The sequence below is a fragment of the Herbaspirillum hiltneri N3 genome, assembly GCF_001267925.1.
GTDB lineage: Bacteria > Pseudomonadota > Gammaproteobacteria > Burkholderiales > Burkholderiaceae_D > Herbaspirillum > Herbaspirillum hiltneri.
This window is the reverse complement of the sequence record NZ_CP011409.1, coordinates 956,699-974,489: the sequence shown is the minus strand read 5'-3', so window position 1 is coordinate 974,489 and position 17,791 is coordinate 956,699. Positions and strand designations below refer to the sequence as shown.

Genomic DNA, 17,791 nt, shown 5'->3' with positions numbered 1-17,791 from the left:
GTTTAATCCCTGATATCGTTGCCGACCGCGTCTGTTGCAGGTTGTGTGGCGGCATCGCTGCCCTTGGCGGCGGCCTTGGCCTTGTCGCCGGGACGTTTGCCGAGCAGGTAGAAGTCGATCGCCTTGCGCGCCAGCGGCGCAGCGGCTTCGGCGCCCCATCCGCCGTTTTCGACGATGACCGAAAGCGCGATGCGCGGCTTGTCGGCTGGAGCAAAGGCGGTAAACAAGGCGTTGTCCAGCAGATGGGTGGCAAGGCGCTTGGCGTCGTACTTCTCGTTCTTCTTGATCGAGACCACCTGCGCCGTACCGCTCTTGCCGGCCGATGTGTATTCCGCGCCGGCGAACACGCGCGCGCCGGTGCCTTCCTTGTTCACGCCAACCATGGCCTGCTTGATGACGTCGATGTTTTCCTGCTTCAGCGGGATGCGATAGCTTTCCTTCGGCACGGTGACGGTGCGGTCATGCGTGACGCCATCTTCGATCATCTTGACCAGATGCGGCTTCATGACCACGCCGTTGTTGGCCAGCGTCGCGGTCGCGTGCGCCATCTGGATCGGCGTGAATGCGTTGTAGCCCTGGCCGATGCCCAGCGAGATGGTTTCGCCGGCGTACCACTTGCGCTGCTCCGGCTTGCGGTAGGCGTTGCGCTTCCAGGTGGTGGACGGCAGCAGGCCCTTGCGCTCGTGTTCCAGGTCGATGCCGGTGACCTGGCCGAAGCCGAACGGCTTCATGAAATCGTGGATGGCGTCGACGCCGAGGTCGTTGGCCAGCATGTAGTAGTAGGTGTCGCAAGAGACCACGATCGAGCGGTACATGTCGACCACGCCGTGGCCGCCTTCCTTGTCGTCGCGGAATTTATGATTGCCGAGCCAGAAGAAGCCGGGGTCGCGGATGGAGTCGGTCGGCTTGCGCTTGCCCAGCTCCAATGCCGCCAGCGCCATGAACGGCTTGTACGTCGAACCGGGTGGATAAGTGCCGGACAGCGGACGGTTGATGAGTGGACGATCGGGCGAATTGTTGAGTTCGTCCCAGGTTTGCTGGTCGATGCCTTCGACGAAGACGTTGGGATCGAACGACGGCTGCGAAACGTAGGCGAGGATGTCGCCGGTGGCCGGATCGATCGCGACCAGCGCCCCTTTGCGGTCGCCGAAGGCTTCCTCGATCACTTTTTGCAGCTCGATGTCGATCGACAGGATCAAGTTCTGGCCCGGGCTGGCCGGCGTGCGCGAGAGCGTGCGCACGGCGCGGCCGCCGGCGGAGATCTCGACTTCTTCGTAGCCGGTGGTGCCGTGCAGCTGGGTCTCGTAACTCTTCTCGAGGCCTTCCTTGCCGATGTAGTCGGTGCCGTTGTAGTTGGCTTCGTCGTCGGAATCGGAGATGCGATCGGCGTCGCGCTGGCTGATGCGGCCAATGTAGCCGATCACGTGCGCGGCGGTTTTGCCGTACGGATATTGGCGGAACAAGCGCGCCTGGATGTCGACGCCGGGGAAGCGATAACGCTGCGCGGTGAACCTGGCGACTTCCTCGTCGGTCAGGCGCGTGCGGATCGGCAGGCTTTCGAAGTTCTTGGATTCTTCCAGCAGCTTGCGGAAACGGCGCCGGTCTTTCGGCTGGATGTCGACCAGCGGGCTCAGCTGATCGACCAGGTCGTCGAGGCTGCCGGTGATCTTGGACGGTGTGATTTCGAGCGTGTAGGCGGAGTAGTTGCGCGCCAGCACCACGCCGTTGCGATCCAGGATCAGGCCGCGGTTGGGCACGATGGGCACCACCGAAATGCGGTTTTCCTCGGCCTGCGCGGCATAGGCGTCATGGCGCACGATCTGCAGCCAGACAAAACGCGCCATCAGCAGACTGAAACACACCAGCACCAGCACCGCGACTGCGAACAGGCGCAACCGGAAGAGCTTCAGTTCATGCTCGGTGTTTTTGAACTCTGTCATATCGGAGCGTGTTATGACCTAGTCTAGATCGGACGGTTGTCGTCGCGATTGATCGCACGTCGTTGCGGCGCCAGCAGCAGCCACGCCACCACCGGCCACAGCAGAGCGCAGACGAAACTTTCGCTGAAGTAGTACCAATGCGGGAATTTGCCGCTGACGATCAGGCGCACGACCAGTTGCACTGCCTGCGTCAGCAGCAGCAGCGGCAGGATGTGCAATGCCTGGGTGCCGACCGGAAACCACAGCACGCGGCGGTGGATCATGATCGAGAAGTAGGACAGCAGCGTGTAGGCCAGGGCGTTTTCGCCGAGCAGCGTGGCTTCATTGACGTCCATCAGCAAGCCCATCATGAAGGCGATGCTGATGCCGATCTTGCGCGGCTCGTGGATCGCCCAGAACACCAGCACCAGCGCGACGAAATCGGGCACGCCGACCCATTGCCCCCACGGCAGCAGATTGAGCAGGAAGGCCGCCACCAGGCTCAGCGCGATGAACAGCGGATTAGCCGGCAGCAGGATGTAGTGCGGATCGTTCATCGGGCGCTCTTGGCGGGTTGTGCCGACGTTGCCGCCGGCGGTGTGGCTGGTTTGGCGGCCGGCGCTGCAGCGGTTGCCGGTGCCGGTGCAGCCGAAGTTGCTGCAGCTGCAGTAGCAGCAGGAGCGGTACCCTTGCGCTCTTCGTTCGGCGCGTCCTTGGGCGACACCGCCTCGCTTTCCTTGGCGGTGTCGCGCAGGCGGCGCTTGAGCAGCTTGTCGCCCTTTTCCCCCGCGCCTTCAGGATCGGGACGCGGCGCGATGGTCTGTTCGACCAGCAAAATCAGCAGCTGCTTGTGGCGATCGACGCCGGCAGCCGGCAGGCAGACGATGTGGGCGAAAGCATCGGTCGACTTGGTCTCGACCTGCTGCACCGTCGCCACCGACAAGCCGGGCGGATAGATACCGTCGATGCCCGAGGTGACCAGCGCATCGCCCTTCTGAATGTCGGCGTTGGCGGCCATGAAGCGCAAGTCCAGCACGCCCGACTGGCCGCGACCGTAGGCCACGCTGCGCAAGCCGTTGCGCAGGACCTGCACCGGAATGGCCTGGTCCTTGTCGGTCAGCAGCGTGACTTCGGACGTGAACGGGAATACGCGCGTGACCTGGCCGACGATGCCGACGTCATCGATCACCGGCTGGCCGGGCGCAACGCCCTGCTGCGAACCACGATTGAGGATGATCTTGCGGGTGAACGGATCGCGCGCATCGTAAAGGATTTCACCGACCACCGATCTGTTGGCGATGCGTTGTTGCATGCTCAGCAACTTGCGCAGCTGGATGTTTTCGGCGGCCATCTGGCGCTCTTGCTGCATCAGCTGGGCATTCACGGCTTGCTGGCGGCGCAGGGCGTCGTTTTCCTTTTGCAGCGCAGTCAGGGAATTGAAGTAATCGCCGACCTTGTAGGCGGCGTCGCGCGGCACCATGGCGACGACCTGGAACGGATACAGCACCGTGCCGACTGCCTGGCGCACCATCGACAGCGCATGCATGCGCGAATCGACCACCAGCATGATGATCGCTATCAGCGCAAAAAAGCCGGCGCGGGCGCGGGCCGAGGCGCCTTGCTTGAAGAGTGGTGGGATATCCATGTGTCGTCAGGCCGAGACCGATGCCGGGTGAGCCGAAAACCGCAACAGCCCGCGCACGGCGGGCTGGAGGGAGAACAGCGGACGGATACCGGGAAGGTTCCGGCCAATGTCAGGAAGGCAACGCGCTGCAGCAGCCGAGATTTGGCCGTTGTGCGAACTGTAGGTTCGCAGCACCGACCCAATCTGCTTGTGCTCAGTCATAGGCGCGTTTCGGTTCCTCGAGGTTGGCCGGACTCCTGTGGCGGAGAATTATTCGTTGGAGAAGATCGAACCCAGTTTGTCCATGCGATCGAGCGCCATGCCGGAACCGCGCACCACGCAGGTCAGCGGATCTTCCGCCACGATCACCGGCAGGCCGGTTTCTTCCATCAGCAGACGGTCCAGGTCGCGCAGCAGCGCGCCGCCACCGGTCAGCATCATGCCCTTTTCGGCGATGTCGGCGCCCAATTCCGGCGGCGTCTGTTCCAGCGCGTTCTTGACGGCGGACACGATGTTGTTGAGCGGGTCGGTCAGCGCTTCCAGGATTTCGTTGCTGGAGATGGTGAACGAACGCGGGATGCCTTCGGACAGGTTGCGGCCCTTGACTTCCATTTCCTTGACCTCGGAACCCGGGAAGGCGGAACCGATTTCCTTCTTGATCGCTTCGGCGGTCTGCTCGCCGATCAGCATGCCGTAGTTGCGGCGGATGTAGTTGACGATGGCTTCATCGAACTTGTCGCCGCCAACGCGCACCGAACCCTTGTACACCATGCCGCCCAGCGAAATGATGCCGACTTCCGTGGTGCCGCCGCCGATGTCGACCACCATCGAGCCGGTGGCGTCCGAGACCGGCAGGCCGGAGCCGATTGCCGCTGCCATCGGTTCTTCGATCAGATAGACCTGCGACGCGCCGGCGCCGAGCGCCGATTCGCGGATCGCACGGCGCTCCACCTGGGTCGAGCCGCACGGCACGCAGATGATGATGCGCGGGGACGGACGGAACAGCTTGGAATCGTGCACCATGCGGATGAATTGCTTCAGCATCTGCTCGGTGACGGTGAAATCGGCAATCACGCCGTCTTTCATCGGGCGGATCGCCTCGATGTTGCCGGGAACCTTGCCCAGCATCTGTTTTGCTTCCTTGCCGACCGCCTGGATGGTCTTCTTGCCGTTCGGACCGCCTTGCTGGCGGATGGCGACCACGGACGGTTCGTCGAGGACGATGCCCTGACCGCGTACGTAGATCAGTGTGTTAGCCGTTCCAAGGTCAATTGCGAGGTCGTTAGAGAAGTAACTGCGTAAAAATCCAAACATGAATTGTCCTGATGCGCCAGAGTCGCGCGCGTTGCATTTGGTAAGTGGGGGTGTCTTTTTAAGCCGCGGCGACACAAATACGGCGCCCGCAAGGCATTAGTCCTACATTCTACCTTATAATTTGGCAGAAACCAGCAGGCAAAATAGCCATCCATCCTTGCCTGATAAGAGATTTTTCTGCGTTTTTGCAGGCTTTTACCTGCGCATTTGCCATCATGGCGATCCGATTTTTCAACACATTAGTTTTTGCGCCCGGCGCGCACCTTCCTATCATGACTCTTGCCCTTTCCGATGTGAAACGCATTGCCAACTTGTCCCGTCTCGAGTTGACGGATGAACAAGCCGGCCAAACCCTGGACAAACTCAACAGCATCTTTTCGCTGGTGGAACAGATGCGCGCCGTGGACACGACGGGCATCGAGCCGCTGAGCCATCCGATTGCGGCGCTGACCGCCGACCTGGCGCTGCGCCTGCGCGACGACGCGGTGACCGAAACCAACCAGCGCGAGGCATACCAGCAACCAGCGCCGGCGACTCAGGACGGCCTGTACCTGGTGCCCAAGGTCATCGAATAAATCACGTCGCTGCGCACAGAAACCGCGCGCAAAAAAGACGCTTCGGCGCCTCAGCCTCACCGAACCTGAAACGACATTTTTCCATGCACACCAAGACCATCAAAGAGCTGTCGACGCTCTTGCAGACCAAGAAAATTTCCGCGGCCGAACTGGCCACGCTGTTCCTCGACCGCATCGGCCAGAGCGATCTCAATGCTTTCCTGCATGTCGATCGCGAACTGACCTTGCAACAGGCCGCGCAAGCCGACCGCCGCATCGCCGCCGACGATGTCACTGCATTGACCGGCATCCCGATCGCGCACAAGGACTTGTTCGTGACGCGCGGATGGCGCACCACGGCCGGTTCGAAGATGCTGGAAAATTATGTGAGCCCGTTTGATGCGACCGTGGTGGAACAGTTCAACGCCGCCGGCACTGTTACATTGGGCAAGCTCAACTGCGACGAATTCGCGATGGGGTCGGGCAACGAGAATTCCTATTTCGGCGCCGTGAAAAATCCTTGGGACAAGCGCGCCGTGCCGGGCGGTTCGTCCGGCGGTTCGGCCGCAGCGATTGCCGCGCGCCTGGCGCCGGCCGCGACCGGCACCGATACCGGCGGCTCGATCCGCCAGCCGTCGTCGCTGTGCGGCGTGACCGGCATCAAACCGACTTACGGCAGCGTCTCGCGCTACGGCATGATCGCGTTTGCGTCGTCGCTCGACCAGGGCGGCCCGATTGCAAAAACCGCCGAAGACTGCGGCCTGCTGCTCAACGCGATGAGCGGTTTCGACCAGCGCGATTCGACCAGCATCGAACGTCCGAAGGAAGATTTCACCCGTTCCCTGAACGACAGCATCAAGGGTCTTCGCATCGGCGTGCCGAAGGAATTCTTCGGCGCCGGCCTGGCCCCTGATGTCGAGCAAGCCGTGCGCGCCGCGCTGGCCGAATACGAAAAGCTCGGCGCCACGCTGGTCGACATTTCGCTGCCGAAGACCGAGCTGTCGATCCCGGTGTATTACGTGATTGCGCCGGCCGAAGCATCGTCGAACCTGTCGCGTTTCGACGGCGTGCGCTACGGCCATCGCGCCGCCGATTACAAGGACCTCTCCGACATGTACAAGAAGTCGCGCGCGGAAGGTTTTGGCGACGAAGTGAAGCGCCGCATCCTGGTCGGTGCCTATGTGCTGTCGCACGGCTACTACGACGCCTACTACCTGCAGGCGCAAAAAATCCGCCGCCTGATCGCGCAGGATTTCCAGAACGCGCTGACCGGCCCGGACCGCAAGTGCGACGTCATCATGGGGCCGGTCTCGCCGACCGTGGCATGGGATCTGGGCGACAAGACCGACGATCCGGTGGCCAACTACCTGGCCGACATTTTCACCTTGTCGACCAGCCTGGCGGGTCTGCCGGGCATGTCGATTCCATGCGGATTCGGCCAAGGCGAAAAAAACGGCAATCGTCCGGTCGGCCTGCAAATCATCGGCAGCTACTACGATGAAGCGCGCCTGCTCAACGTCGCCCACCAATACCAGCAGGCCACCGACTGGCACCTGCGTGCGCCGGCCTGAGCGGCTTGCGCAAGGTAAAACGAACACATCAGCGAGGAATACTATGCAGTGGGAAGTCGTCATCGGTCTGGAAACGCACACACAGCTTTCGACCGAATCCAAAATTTTCAGCGGCTCATCGACCCGGTTCGGCTCCGCTCCCAACACCCAGGCCAGCCCGGTCGACCTGGCCTTGCCGGGCGTGCTGCCGGTGCTCAACAAAGGCGCGGTCGAGCGTGCCATCCAGTTCGGCCTGGCGATCGGTGCGACGATTGCGCCGCGCTCGGTATTTGCACGGAAAAATTATTTCTATCCCGACCTGCCCAAGGGTTACCAGATCAGCCAGTTTGAAATCCCGGTGGTCCAGGGCGGCAAGATTTCCTTCGTGCTCGAGAAGGACGGCAAGGCTGAAATCAAGACGCTGCAACTGACCCGCGCCCACCTCGAGGAAGATGCCGGAAAATCGCTGCATGAAGACTACCAGGGCATGACGGGCATCGATCTCAACCGCGCCGGCACGCCGCTGCTGGAAATCGTCACCGAGCCCGACATGCGCAGCGCCGCCGAAGCCGTGGCCTACGCCAAGGCGCTGCACTCGCTGGTGATGTGGCTGGGCATCTGCGACGGCAACATGCAGGAGGGCTCGTTCCGCTGCGACGCCAACGTCTCGGTGCGCCCGGTCGGCCAGAAGGAATTCGGCACCCGCTGCGAGATCAAGAACCTCAACTCCTTCCGCTTCATGGAAGACGCGATCAACTACGAAGTGCGGCGCCAGGTCGAGCTGATCGAAGACGGCGGCACCGTGGTGCAGGAAACGCGCCTGTACGATCCGGACAAGAAGGAAACGCGCTCCATGCGCAGCAAGGAAGACGCGCAGGATTACCGCTACTTCCCCGATCCGGATTTGCCGCCGCTGGTGATCGCGCAAGAGTGGATCGAACGTGTCAAAGCCACCATGCCGGAATTGCCGGGCGCGATGCGCGAACGTTTCGTCGGCGATTACGCACTGCCTGAATACGACGCCGCCGTGCTGACGCAATCGAAGGCGATGGCGTCCTATTTCGAAGCGGTGGTTGCCGCCGCCGGCAAGGAGCAGGCCAAACCCGCCGCCAACTGGCTCATGGGCGACGTCGCCTCGACACTGAACCGCGAAGACACGGACATTGCCGCCGCGCCGGTCAGCGCGGTGCAATTGGCGCTGCTGCTGAAGCGCATCGCCGACGGCACCATTTCCAACAAGATCGCCAAGGAAGTCTTCGCCGGCATGTGGGAAGCCAAATCCGACAAGGACACGCTGGCCGACGACATCATCGACGCCAAGGGTCTGAAGCAGATTTCCGACAGCGGCGCACTGGAAGCCATCGTCGACCAGGTGCTGGCGGCCAACGAAAAGTCGGTGGCGGAGTTCCGTTCCGGCAAGGAACAGGCCATCAACGCCCTGATCGGCCAGGCCATGAAAGCCACCAAGGGCAAGGCCAATCCGGCGCAACTGACCGAGTTGCTGCGCAAGAAATTGACGGCCTGACCACGGCGTTTTGATTGCGCCAACGACCGAAGCCGCTGCTGTTGCAGCGGCTTTTTCGTTTCTGCGCCGCGGAGTGCGCAGAAAACACATATGGTTATGAGAACTTATTACTTGCTGGCCTGACTGGCGAGGGGTGTAATCCTTGTTTTACCACCCTCGGGGCGGGGTCGCTAATCGCAAGCCAATCGCAAGCCGACCACCGCCGCCCGGCAACGGAGCCAGATTCGTCATGTCCAGCGCAAGCGCACTGCAAACCCCTTCCGCCGCTGCGGAACAAGATTTCACTATCCGCGCCTTCGGCGGCCCGCTGGGCGCCGAAATCACCGGCCTCGACCTCAACCTGCCGGTCTCCGACCGCGAAGTGGCCGACATCCGCGCGGCGCTGGTCAGGCACGGCGTGGTGGTGTTCCGCGACCAGCGCATCACGCCGGACCAGCATGTCGCCTTCAGCCGCCGTTTCGGCCCGTTGCAGGTGCATGTACTCAACCGCTTCCACCTGAAGAATTACCCGGAAATCCTGATCGTCTCCAACGTGCTCGAAGACGGCAAGCCGATCGGCCTGGTCGACGCCGGCGCCGACTGGCATTCGGATCTCTCGTACATGCCCAAACCCAGCCTGGGTGCGCTGCTGCATTCGCAGGAGCTACCGGCGGAACAGGGCGACACGCTGTTCGCCAACACCGCCGACGCCTACGACACGCTGCCGGCCGGGATCAAGAAGCTGCTGGAAGGCAAACGCGCGGTCCATTCCTACATCTACCGCTACGAACGGCTGCGCAAGCTGTCGCCGTGGCGTCCGGAGCTGACGCAAAAGCAGATCGACGAAGTACCGCCGGTGGAGCATCCGGTCGTCACCACGCATCCGGAAAGCGGCCGCAAGATCCTGTTCGTCAGCGAAGGCTTCACCTCGCACATCATCGGCATCCCGCGCGATGAAAGCAATGAACTGCTCAAGACCTTGCATGCACACGTCACGCGCCCCGAGAACGTCTACCGCCATCAATGGCAACCGCACGACATCGTGTTCTGGGACAACCGCAGCACCCAGCACTACGCCGCCATCACGCCGCAACACCTGCGCCGCACGCTGTATCGCACCACCGTCGAAGGCGACGTCCCGGTCTGAAGCTTGCCGATCCGGCAAGAATCGACAAAAAAAGCCCTCGCAAGAGGGCTTTTTTATTGCCTGTCAGACATTGTTTCCGCTCACGAAGGAACGGCATGGCGCGCGGCCGGTCCAAACTCCAGATGACGCGCCCGATGCGGTCGTGCGCGTCCTGATCGGACATTATTCGAACAACAGGAGAATGCTCATGAGATTTCGCACAACTTTTATGATCGTGGTGCTGGCGCTGGTCGCCATCTTCGCCGCCGTCAACTGGGAAGCCTTCCTGGCGCCAACGCCGCTGACGCTGGTGTTTACCGACTTCCAGGCGCCGCTGGGCCTGGTGATGCTGGGCGTGGTGGTGGTCCTCGCCGCAGCCTTCCTGCTGTACGTGATGGCGCTGCAAACCAGCGCACTGTTCGAAGCGCGGCGGCTGACCAAACAGCTCGATATGCAGCGCGAGTTGGCCGACCAGGCTGAAAAATCGCGCTTCATCGAATTGCGCGGCTACCTGCAAAGCGAATTGCAGCAGCTGCAGCAACGCCAGAACGCCCACCTGAGCGCGTTGACCAACAAGATCGAATCGGTGCAGCAGGACATCCAGCAACGCGGCCAGCTGACCGAAAACGCAGTGGCGGCGCAGATCGGCGAGCTCGATGATCGCCTGCAGCGCCTGGGAGTCGGCACGACCGGCACAGCAGCCATCAGAGCTACGGTCTGACGCCTGCTGCAAAAGGCACGACCAACACAAAACGCAGCAGATGGAAAAATGCCCCGCGTCGCCATGACCCGGGGCATTTTTTGTGGCCTGCCGCTTGCGGCAACAGCGTTTATTGCACGCCGTAACGCGCGCGGTAAGCCGCCACGGCGTCCTTGTACTGCGACAGCTGCGCGTCGGCGCCGGCCTGCGCCAGGTATTGCAGCAAGTCGTTGAGATTGCCGATCGAGATCACCGGCATGTCGTAGGCCTTGCCCACTTCCTGCACCGCCGACAGCGCCGACAGGGCGTCGTCCTTGCCCGAGCGCTCCATGCGATCCAGCGCGATCAGGACCGCGCAGGGAGTAGCTCCGGCAGCGCGGATCATGTCCACCGATTCGCGCACCGAGGTGCCGGCTGAAATCACGTCGTCAATGATCACCACGCGGCCTTGCAGCTTGGCGCCGACGATGGTGCCGCCTTCGCCGTGGTCTTTGGCTTCCTTGCGGTTGTAGGCGAACGGCACGTTGCGGCCCTGGCCCGCCAGCGCAACGGCGGTGGCGGAGGCCAGCGTGATGCCCTTGTAGGCGGGACCGAACAGCATGTCGTATTGCAGGCCGGACTCCTGCAAGGTCTGGGCATAGAACTGCGCCACCCTGGCCAGCGCCGCGCCTTCGTTGAACAGCCCCGCATTGAAGAAGTAAGGCGAAGTGCGGCCGGCCTTGGTGACGAACTCGCCGAAGCGCAACACGCCTGCGGACACGGCGAACTCAATGAATTCTTGTCGTAAGTTGCTCAAAATACATTCCTGGAAAATTGTCTGCGAAGAAACCCGTCCTACGTGCCGGGATCCGGCTCCGGGTGTGCAAGACCCACATTTTAAATGAATCAGGTATGCTACGCGCCTGACTTTTGATCTCCGAAAACCATGCCAAAAATCGTCTCCGCCAATCTCAACGGCATCCGTTCCGCCGCCAAAAAGGGTTTCTTCGAGTGGATGGCCAAGGAATCCGCCGACTTCATCTGCGTGCAGGAACTGAAGGCCCAGGAAGCCGACATGTCGCCCGAGTTCCTCGCGCCGGAAGGCTACGTGGGCCATTTCCACTACGCCGAGAAGAAGGGCTACTCGGGCGTCGGCGTCTACAGCAAGCGCACCCCGAACGCGGTGCGTATCGGCTTCGGCGTGCAGGAGTTCGACGATGAAGGCCGCTACGTCGAATGCGACTTCGGCGACCTCACCGTGATCTCGCTGTACTGCCCCTCGGGCTCGTCGAGCGAAGAGCGCCAGCAAGCCAAATTCCGTTTCATGGAAGTGTTCCTGCCGCACTTGCAGGAGCTCAAGAACAGCGGCCGTGAAATCGTCATCTGCGGCGACTGGAACATCGCCCACAAGGAAATCGACCTGAAGAACTGGAAGAGCAACCAGAAGAACTCGGGCTTCCTGCCGGAAGAACGCGCCTGGCTGACACGCGTGTTCGATGAACTCGGCCTGGTCGACGTCTACCGCACCATCCATCCGGAAACCACCGGCGACGCCTACACCTGGTGGAGCAACCGCGGCCAGGCCTGGGCCAACAACGTCGGCTGGCGCATCGACTATCACATCGCCACCGCCGGCATCGCCAAGAAGGCAAAGACCGCAGCGATCTACAAGACCGCGCGCTTCTCGGACCATGCGCCGCTGACGATCGATTACAAGTGATGAACGTGAGGAATGCAGGATAGCGTTTGCATCCGTATCTGTACCAACCATGAAAAAGCCCTCGTTACCGAGGGCTTTTTTTGTGCGCCGATGATTGATCAGGCGGCAGCGGCTTTCTTCGGTGCAGCCTTTTTCACGGCCGGCTTTTTAGCCGCAGGTTTCTTGGCGGCCGGCTTCTTCGCTGCTGCCGCCGGCTTGGCCTTCGCCTTGGTTGCCGTTGCAGTCGCAACGTCGTCACCTTCCGCAGCGGCTGCCGCAGCCTTGCCTTTGGCCGGCGCCTTGGCCTTGCGCTCCTCGAACTCGAAGCTGATCTTGCCGTCCTTGCCGCGCGCCAGGAACGCCTTGAACGGACGGCGCGTGCGTTGCGAAATGAAGCCCGGCAGCAAGTCGGTCTTGCCTTCGTTGAGCAGTTTGGCCATCTGTTCCGGCAGGATTTCCTGCTGCAGGATGATGCGGCCGCTGCGGAAGTCACAGGCCTTCGGCTTGGCAACCTGCTTTTCGCACACGTAGGCCAGACCCATCTCGTACACGCCGCTGCCGCATTTCGGGCAAGGGCCGAGCGGCGTCTGCTCACTGAAGTCGACCGGTTCGCCGCCCTCGGCGTCGTCGTTCTGGCCGAAATCGAATTCGAGCTTGAAGTTCTTGATTTCCTCGTCGCGCGAAATCTTCAGGATCGCCGCGAACGGACGGCCCATCTTCGAGCGGAAGCCCTGCAGCGGACCGATGGTGCGGTTGGCCAGCAGCTCTTCCACTTCGGGAATTTCAAACTGGCGACCGGCCGGCGTCTTGCTCATCGAGAATTCGCACTTGGTGCAGGCGAAGCGGCGATAGTTTTCCTTCACCACGCTGCCGCAATTCGGGCAAGGCGTCTTCAGCGTCGCGTAGTCGCCGGGGATGGTGTCGTTGTCATACTCCTTGGCGCGCTTGACGATGATTTGCGTCATCTGGGCGATCTCGCGCATGAACTCTTCACGGCTGATCTTGCCGCGTTCCATCTGCGCCAGCTTCTGCTCCCATTCGCCGGTGAGTTCAGGCTCGGTCAGTTCATCCACGCCCAGTCCGTGCAGCAGCGTCATGAGCTGGAACGCCTTGGCGGTCGGCATCATTTCGCGGCCTTCGCGCAGCAGGTATTTTTCGTTGAGCAGGCCTTCGATGATGGCCGCGCGCGTGGCCGGCGTGCCGAGGCCCTTGCCGGCCATCGCTTCGCGCAACTCGTCGGAGTCGATCAGCTTGCCGGCGCCTTCCATGGCCGACAGCAGCGTCGCTTCGGTGTAGCGCGCCGGCGGCTTGGTGACCAGGCCGTTGGCGGTGATCTTGTCGGTCTTGACCTTTTCGTCCTTGGCGACGGCGACCAGCGTGCCGCTGTTTTCATCCTTCTCGTCAACCACGTCCTTGCCGTAGATCGCCAGCCAGCCCGGATTGGTCATGACCTTGCCTTCGGTCTTGAACTGATGGCCGGAGACTTCGGTGAAGCGCGTGGTGACCTGAAATTCCGCAGCCGGGAAGAACACCGCCATGAAGCGGCGCGTCACCAGGTCGTACAGTTTCTGTTCCGGCTCCGACAGGTTCTTCGGCACTTGCGTGGTCGGGATGATCGCAAAGTGATCGCTGATCTTGGTGTTGTCGAAGATGCGCTTGTTCGGCTTGACCCAACCCTGCTTGAGGATCTGCTTCGAGAACTGATGGTAGTTGTTGTTCTCGGACAGCGCTTCCATCGTGTCCTTGACGGTCTGCAGATAATCTTCCGGCAGATGGCGCGAGTCGGTACGCGGATAAGTCAGCACCTTGTGCTTTTCGTACAAGGCCTGGGCCAGGCCGAGCGTGTTCTTGGCGGAGAAGCCGAAGCGCGAGTTGGCTTCGCGTTGCAGGCTGGTCAGGTCGAACAGGCCGGGCGCCATTTGCGTGGTTGGCTTGGATTCTTCGGTGACGTTGCCGATCTTGCCGCGGCAGGCGGCCACGATCGATTCCGCGGCAGCCTTGCTCCACAGGCGCTCGGGACGCTTCTCCGGATCGTTCTCGTCTTTCTTGTGCTGCTTGTCGAGCCAGCGGCCTTCATAGATGCCGGCGGCGCAAACGAAGTCGGCGCGCACTTCCCAGAAATCGCGGGAGACGAACTTCTTGATCTTTTCTTCACGCTCGACCACGATCGACAAGGTCGGCGTCTGCACGCGGCCGACGGTAGTCAGGTAAAAGCCGCCTTCCTTCGAATTGAAGGCGGTCATGGCGCGCGTGCCGTTGATGCCGATCAGCCAGTCCGCTTCGCTGCGGCAGCGGGCGGCGTCGGCCAGCGGCAGCATTTCTTCGTCCTTGCGCAGGTTGGCGAAACCGTCGCGGATCGCTCCCGGCGTCATCGACTGCAGCCACAGGCGCTGCACCGGCTGCTTGGCTTTGGTGTATTGCGCGATCAGGCGGAAAATCAGTTCGCCTTCCCGCCCGGCGTCACATGCGTTGATCAGGCCGGTAACGTCCTTGCGCTTGATCAGCTTGCTCAACGCCTTGAGGCGCGACTCGGTCTTGGCGATCGGGTTGAGCGCAAAGTGCGGCGGGATCATCGGCAGATGCGTGAAGGTCCATTTGCCGCGCTTGACGTCGTATTCCTCGGGAACGGCGATTTCCAGCAGGTGGCCCACGGCCGAGGACAGGACGTATTCGTCGGATTCGAAATACTCATCGTGCTTGGTAAAGCCGCCGAGCGTCTTCGCGATGTCGTTCGCGACAGAGGGCTTCTCGGCAATGATGAGGGTCTTGCTCATAAATGTGATCTCAAAGAGGATGCAAAGGGGTCGTAGGCTGCTGCCCGGCCGCGCCAATATGTGGCGCTGAAGCGCAATTTTTATTGCGTATTGGCAATATGCTTTTTATATAGTAGCTAATATTTGAGCAGTGCGGGGGAATGATAAGCGCGTTGCAGAACAAACGGCAAGCGCGGCAAGAAGGCCGTGGCTCCCCCCGGACGTACCGGCTTTGGACAATCTGCAGACGAAATCGGGAAAAACAAGCGTGCCCCGGCACGGTGCAGCACATCTGCACATGCCGCCTGGCAGTGTGCATGCGAAGCGGCCGCAACATGAAAAACGGCGCCGCAAGGGACGCCGTCTTTTGTTGTCTTGAATGCAAAATTGAACCGGGAGTCAGTGCAACAATCGCGGTTCCGCATCGTCTTCGTCGAGGAACAGCTCGTCGAACATCAGGCCGTCCGGCTCCTTGCCCTGGCTCCACAAGACCATCAGCACGATGACCTTGAGCTTTTCCAGCGACACCGGCGCGTCGCCGACTGCGAGCGCGCGTTCGATGACGATTTCGCGCTGCACGGCGTTGAGCATCTTGGCGGATTCGAGGAACTGGATGAAGCCGACGGCTTCGGTGCCAAGCACATCCATCTCTTGCTGGGCATAAATTCGGATACCGAAGGAGAAGGCGGTTTGCTGGGGATATTGATCAGCGAACTCGTGATTGGCTTCTTCCAGATCGGTGAGCCAACCGAGCGCCCTGGTGATTTCCTCGTCCTCAAAACCAATGGCGGTCAATTTCTTGACCAAGGCCGCTGGTTCAGGGCAGGCATCGGGGCGATAGTAGGTTTCGTACAGATAAACAAGGACGTCAAACATGGCTCTACTCTATCGCGAAGGTTGACACAACACAAGTCTACGAATCCAGTATGGCAGGATTTTGAGATTTGCGCAGAATATCTTGCGAGTTGTTGTCTGGCCGTTATCTGATTGCGCGAGTCATTGCCTGAGGTCCGTTTTTTGCGCAATTTACGTGCATCAGTTGACGCGCCTGTAACGTCCTCCCGGCAGACATTCCACTGCGCCGTCGAGCTCCAGCGATAGCAGCCGCTCGCTCAGCGCGGCAGCGCCAAGACCGCTGCGCAGGCTGAGTACATCCGCATCAACCGGATCGAAACCCATCGCGCCGAGCAGTGCGTCGGCGTCCTTGTCTGCGCGCGTAATGACGGAGGGTTGCGCAGGCTGCATCGGCATCGGCAGCTTGCCGAGTTCTTCGAGAATATCCTCTTCCGATTCGACCAGTTTGGCGCCCTGCTTGATCAGTTGATGGCATCCCTTGGACAACGGCGAATGAATCGAGCCGGGAATCGCGAACACATCGCGGCCTTGTTCGGCCGCCGTGCGCGCCGTGATCAGCGAACCCGATTGCGCCGCGGCTTCGACCACCAGCACTGCACGCGCCAGTCCGGAAATGATGCGGTTGCGGCGCGGGAAATTAGCCGCCACCGGCGGCATGCCGAGCGGATATTCGCTGACGATGCAACCCTCCTCCGCCAGACGTTGCGCAAGCGCGCGATTACGCATCGGATAGACGATGTCGATGCCGGTGCCGATCACGGCGACGCTGGAGCCTTCGCCGCGCAGGCCGCCGTGATGCGCCGCCGCGTCGATACCCAGCGCCAGCCCCGACACCACCGTTAACCCGGCGCGGCTGGCTGCCTCGGAAAACCGTTCGGCGTTCTGCATGCCCTGCGCCGTGGCGTTGCGGCTGCCGACCACCGCGAGCGACGTCGCCGACAGCAACGCGCTGCGTCCTTTTATATAGAGCAGGATCGGCGGGTCGGAAATGTTCAGCAGGGCTTGCGGATAATCGGCGTCGGCCAGCGTGAGGATGCGATGGCCAGGCTGTGCGGCCCAGTCCAGCGTCAGTTCGAGCCGGTTCTGCATCATGGCGGTCGGCGCTTGCAGCAGCGCGCGTGCGATGCGCTCCGGCACGACTGCACGCAGCTCGTCGAAACCGGCGCTGAAGACGTCGCCCGGCAGGCCGAAGGTCGACAGCAATCTGCGCGCCATGTCGACACCGACGCCGTCGGTTTGCATGAAGCGAATCCAGTCGCGCAGCTCGGCTGCGTCATTGAAATTGGCGATGGTCAATGTGGTGTGTATTCCGTTGATGGCGCGAGCGCCTTGTCCCCTACCTGCAACGCATCGACGGCCCCGGTGACGAGTCCGTACGAAACGCTGTCGTAGACGTGAAATATCAGCAAGCGGCCGCTCTCGTTTTCCGATGATCCGGATGCTTGCTGCTGCGAGTCCTTTCCGGCAACGCGATGCGCCGCCGGTGTCGCGATCAGCGCCAGCGACATGCCGGCGGCGACGTTGTCGCGGGCGCCTTTGTTGATACCGATCACATGATCTTGCGCCGCATGTGTGGCGCCGCCGGCGATGGAAATGATGCGTGCATTCACCGCTGCGCCGTGCCGGATGGCGGCGGAATTCGCTGCGGGCGCGGCAACTGGAATCAGCAGGTCTCCCGGCATAATTTCTTGCGTTGACGCGGTGATGATGAAGCTATGCGCGCGGCCTGTTCCTTCACGCTGCAGCACCGCTTTGCCGAGCGCAATGGCTTCGTCGCCCAGATGTTCGCCGCTCAGCGGATCGAGCAGTTTCAGCGAAGCCCGCACGATGCGGAATTCGATGATGCCGTGAAGATCGCCCGCCACCGCGACACGGTCTCCCTTGCTCATCAATGCAGGCCGGCCGGGTGTTGCGACGATGCGCAGAGCGTGCCTCAATTGCATGGCGTCGATGAGCAGCGGCGCAACAGGACGTATCTGCTGCGCACGCTGCACGGTCTGCGGCAAAGCGCCACGCCGCACCGCAGGTATCAGTTGCGTGACTGCCTCGTCAGCCTCCGAAACGACGGCCGCAACAGCGCCAGACAGGCCCGGCAAGAGGAGAAGCATGGCGGCTATGATAAAATTTTTCAAAAATCGCCCCAAAAAAGCGACAAATCGCGGCACTCAACGGAATCGTCCCGAACAATATTGTTGCCATAATGACAACAAACAT

Annotated in this window: 15 protein-coding genes; 6 read left to right on the top strand and 9 right to left on the bottom strand. The window is 61.5% G+C overall.

All coding sequences use genetic code 11. The annotated features are described in order from the left end of the window. Positions 1–2 precede the first annotated feature (2 nt). The 4 genes from mrdA to F506_RS04405 all read right to left on the bottom strand — a co-directional run bounded on the left by mrdA (position 3) and on the right by F506_RS04405 (position 4,857). Positions 3–1,940: a penicillin-binding protein 2 gene (gene mrdA, locus F506_RS04420; RefSeq protein WP_053195516.1), complete on the bottom strand. Its 1,938-nt coding sequence runs from the start codon at positions 1,938–1,940 to the stop codon at positions 3–5. Between the two features lie 23 nt (positions 1,941–1,963). Continuing rightward, entirely contained in the window at positions 1,964–2,476 is a 513-nt protein-coding gene (gene mreD, locus F506_RS04415) for a rod shape-determining protein MreD (protein ID WP_053195515.1), read from the bottom strand. Further along, on the bottom strand, positions 2,473–3,564 hold the full coding sequence (gene mreC / locus F506_RS04410; protein WP_053195514.1) for a rod shape-determining protein MreC: 1,092 nt from the start codon (positions 3,562–3,564) through the stop codon (positions 2,473–2,475). The genes mreD and mreC overlap by 4 nt, the downstream gene beginning before the upstream one ends. 249 nt (positions 3,565–3,813) lie before the next feature. Next, a complete protein-coding gene (locus tag F506_RS04405) occupies positions 3,814–4,857 on the bottom strand; it encodes a rod shape-determining protein (protein WP_007881173.1) in 1,044 nt (347 codons plus the stop codon). Between the two features lie 272 nt (positions 4,858–5,129). Here F506_RS04405 and gatC point away from each other — a divergent pair, with 272 nt between their 5' ends. The 5 genes from gatC to F506_RS04380 all read left to right on the top strand — a co-directional run bounded on the left by gatC (position 5,130) and on the right by F506_RS04380 (position 10,312). Continuing rightward, positions 5,130–5,432, top strand: coding sequence for an Asp-tRNA(Asn)/Glu-tRNA(Gln) amidotransferase subunit GatC (gatC, locus tag F506_RS04400; protein WP_053195513.1), 303 nt, complete (start codon positions 5,130–5,132; stop codon positions 5,430–5,432). Positions 5,433–5,515: 83 nt separating this feature from the next. Beyond that, positions 5,516–6,982, top strand: coding sequence for an Asp-tRNA(Asn)/Glu-tRNA(Gln) amidotransferase subunit GatA (gene gatA / locus F506_RS04395; protein WP_053195512.1), 1,467 nt, complete (start codon positions 5,516–5,518; stop codon positions 6,980–6,982). Positions 6,983–7,025: 43 nt separating this feature from the next. Continuing rightward, positions 7,026–8,486 carry an Asp-tRNA(Asn)/Glu-tRNA(Gln) amidotransferase subunit GatB gene (gene gatB / locus F506_RS04390; protein WP_053195511.1) on the top strand — a complete coding sequence of 487 codons (1,461 nt, stop codon included), beginning with the start codon at positions 7,026–7,028 and terminating at the stop codon, positions 8,484–8,486. A gap of 229 nt (positions 8,487–8,715) precedes the next feature. After that, positions 8,716–9,612 (top strand): TauD/TfdA dioxygenase family protein, encoded by an 897-nt coding sequence (locus tag F506_RS04385; RefSeq protein WP_053195510.1) that lies wholly within the window; start codon positions 8,716–8,718, stop codon positions 9,610–9,612. A 187-nt stretch (positions 9,613–9,799) separates the two neighbouring features. Beyond that, the gene (locus F506_RS04380) at positions 9,800–10,312 is read left to right on the top strand and encodes a hypothetical protein (protein ID WP_053195509.1); all 513 of its coding nucleotides are present in this window, start codon (positions 9,800–9,802) and stop codon (positions 10,310–10,312) included. Positions 10,313–10,421: 109 nt separating this feature from the next. On the opposite strand, the gene pyrE is transcribed toward F506_RS04380, so the two are convergent. Beyond that, entirely contained in the window at positions 10,422–11,087 is a 666-nt protein-coding gene (pyrE, locus tag F506_RS04375; RefSeq protein ID WP_053195508.1) for an orotate phosphoribosyltransferase, read from the bottom strand. A gap of 129 nt (positions 11,088–11,216) precedes the next feature. On the opposite strand from pyrE, the gene F506_RS04370 reads away from it, so the two are divergent. Next, complete coding sequence (locus tag F506_RS04370) at positions 11,217–11,990, top strand: exodeoxyribonuclease III (protein ID WP_053195507.1); 774 nt, start codon at positions 11,217–11,219, stop codon at positions 11,988–11,990. Between the two features lie 98 nt (positions 11,991–12,088). Here F506_RS04370 and F506_RS04365 read toward each other — a convergent pair whose 3' ends face one another. From F506_RS04365 to F506_RS04350, 4 genes are all read right to left on the bottom strand, one after another. Next, positions 12,089–14,743: a DNA topoisomerase III gene (locus F506_RS04365; RefSeq protein ID WP_053195506.1), complete on the bottom strand. Its 2,655-nt coding sequence runs from the start codon at positions 14,741–14,743 to the stop codon at positions 12,089–12,091. Positions 14,744–15,121: 378 nt separating this feature from the next. Continuing rightward, the gene (locus F506_RS04360) at positions 15,122–15,598 is read right to left on the bottom strand and encodes a DUF494 family protein (protein WP_053195505.1); all 477 of its coding nucleotides are present in this window, start codon (positions 15,596–15,598) and stop codon (positions 15,122–15,124) included. A 159-nt stretch (positions 15,599–15,757) separates the two neighbouring features. After that, positions 15,758–16,873 carry a DNA-processing protein DprA gene (gene dprA, locus F506_RS04355; protein ID WP_053195504.1) on the bottom strand — a complete coding sequence of 372 codons (1,116 nt, stop codon included), beginning with the start codon at positions 16,871–16,873 and terminating at the stop codon, positions 15,758–15,760. Further along, positions 16,870–17,742: a hypothetical protein gene (locus F506_RS04350; RefSeq protein WP_144423994.1), complete on the bottom strand. Its 873-nt coding sequence runs from the start codon at positions 17,740–17,742 to the stop codon at positions 16,870–16,872. The genes dprA and F506_RS04350 overlap by 4 nt, the downstream gene beginning before the upstream one ends. Positions 17,743–17,791 lie beyond the last annotated feature (49 nt).

Coding starts and splice junctions, on each gene's coding strand:
- mrdA (WP_053195516.1), bottom strand. CDS start 1,940: ATGACAGAGTTCAAAAACACCGAGCATGAACTGAAGCTCTTCCGGTTG.
- mreD (WP_053195515.1), bottom strand. CDS start 2,476: ATGAACGATCCGCACTACATCCTGCTGCCGGCTAATCCGCTGTTCATC.
- mreC (WP_053195514.1), bottom strand. CDS start 3,564: ATGGATATCCCACCACTCTTCAAGCAAGGCGCCTCGGCCCGCGCCCGC.
- F506_RS04405 (WP_007881173.1), bottom strand. CDS start 4,857: ATGTTTGGATTTTTACGCAGTTACTTCTCTAACGACCTCGCAATTGAC.
- gatC (WP_053195513.1), top strand. CDS start 5,130: ATGACTCTTGCCCTTTCCGATGTGAAACGCATTGCCAACTTGTCCCGT.
- gatA (WP_053195512.1), top strand. CDS start 5,516: ATGCACACCAAGACCATCAAAGAGCTGTCGACGCTCTTGCAGACCAAG.
- gatB (WP_053195511.1), top strand. CDS start 7,026: ATGCAGTGGGAAGTCGTCATCGGTCTGGAAACGCACACACAGCTTTCG.
- F506_RS04385 (WP_053195510.1), top strand. CDS start 8,716: ATGTCCAGCGCAAGCGCACTGCAAACCCCTTCCGCCGCTGCGGAACAA.
- F506_RS04380 (WP_053195509.1), top strand. CDS start 9,800: ATGAGATTTCGCACAACTTTTATGATCGTGGTGCTGGCGCTGGTCGCC.
- F506_RS04370 (WP_053195507.1), top strand. CDS start 11,217: ATGCCAAAAATCGTCTCCGCCAATCTCAACGGCATCCGTTCCGCCGCC.
- F506_RS04365 (WP_053195506.1), bottom strand. CDS start 14,743: ATGAGCAAGACCCTCATCATTGCCGAGAAGCCCTCTGTCGCGAACGAC.
- F506_RS04360 (WP_053195505.1), bottom strand. CDS start 15,598: ATGTTTGACGTCCTTGTTTATCTGTACGAAACCTACTATCGCCCCGAT.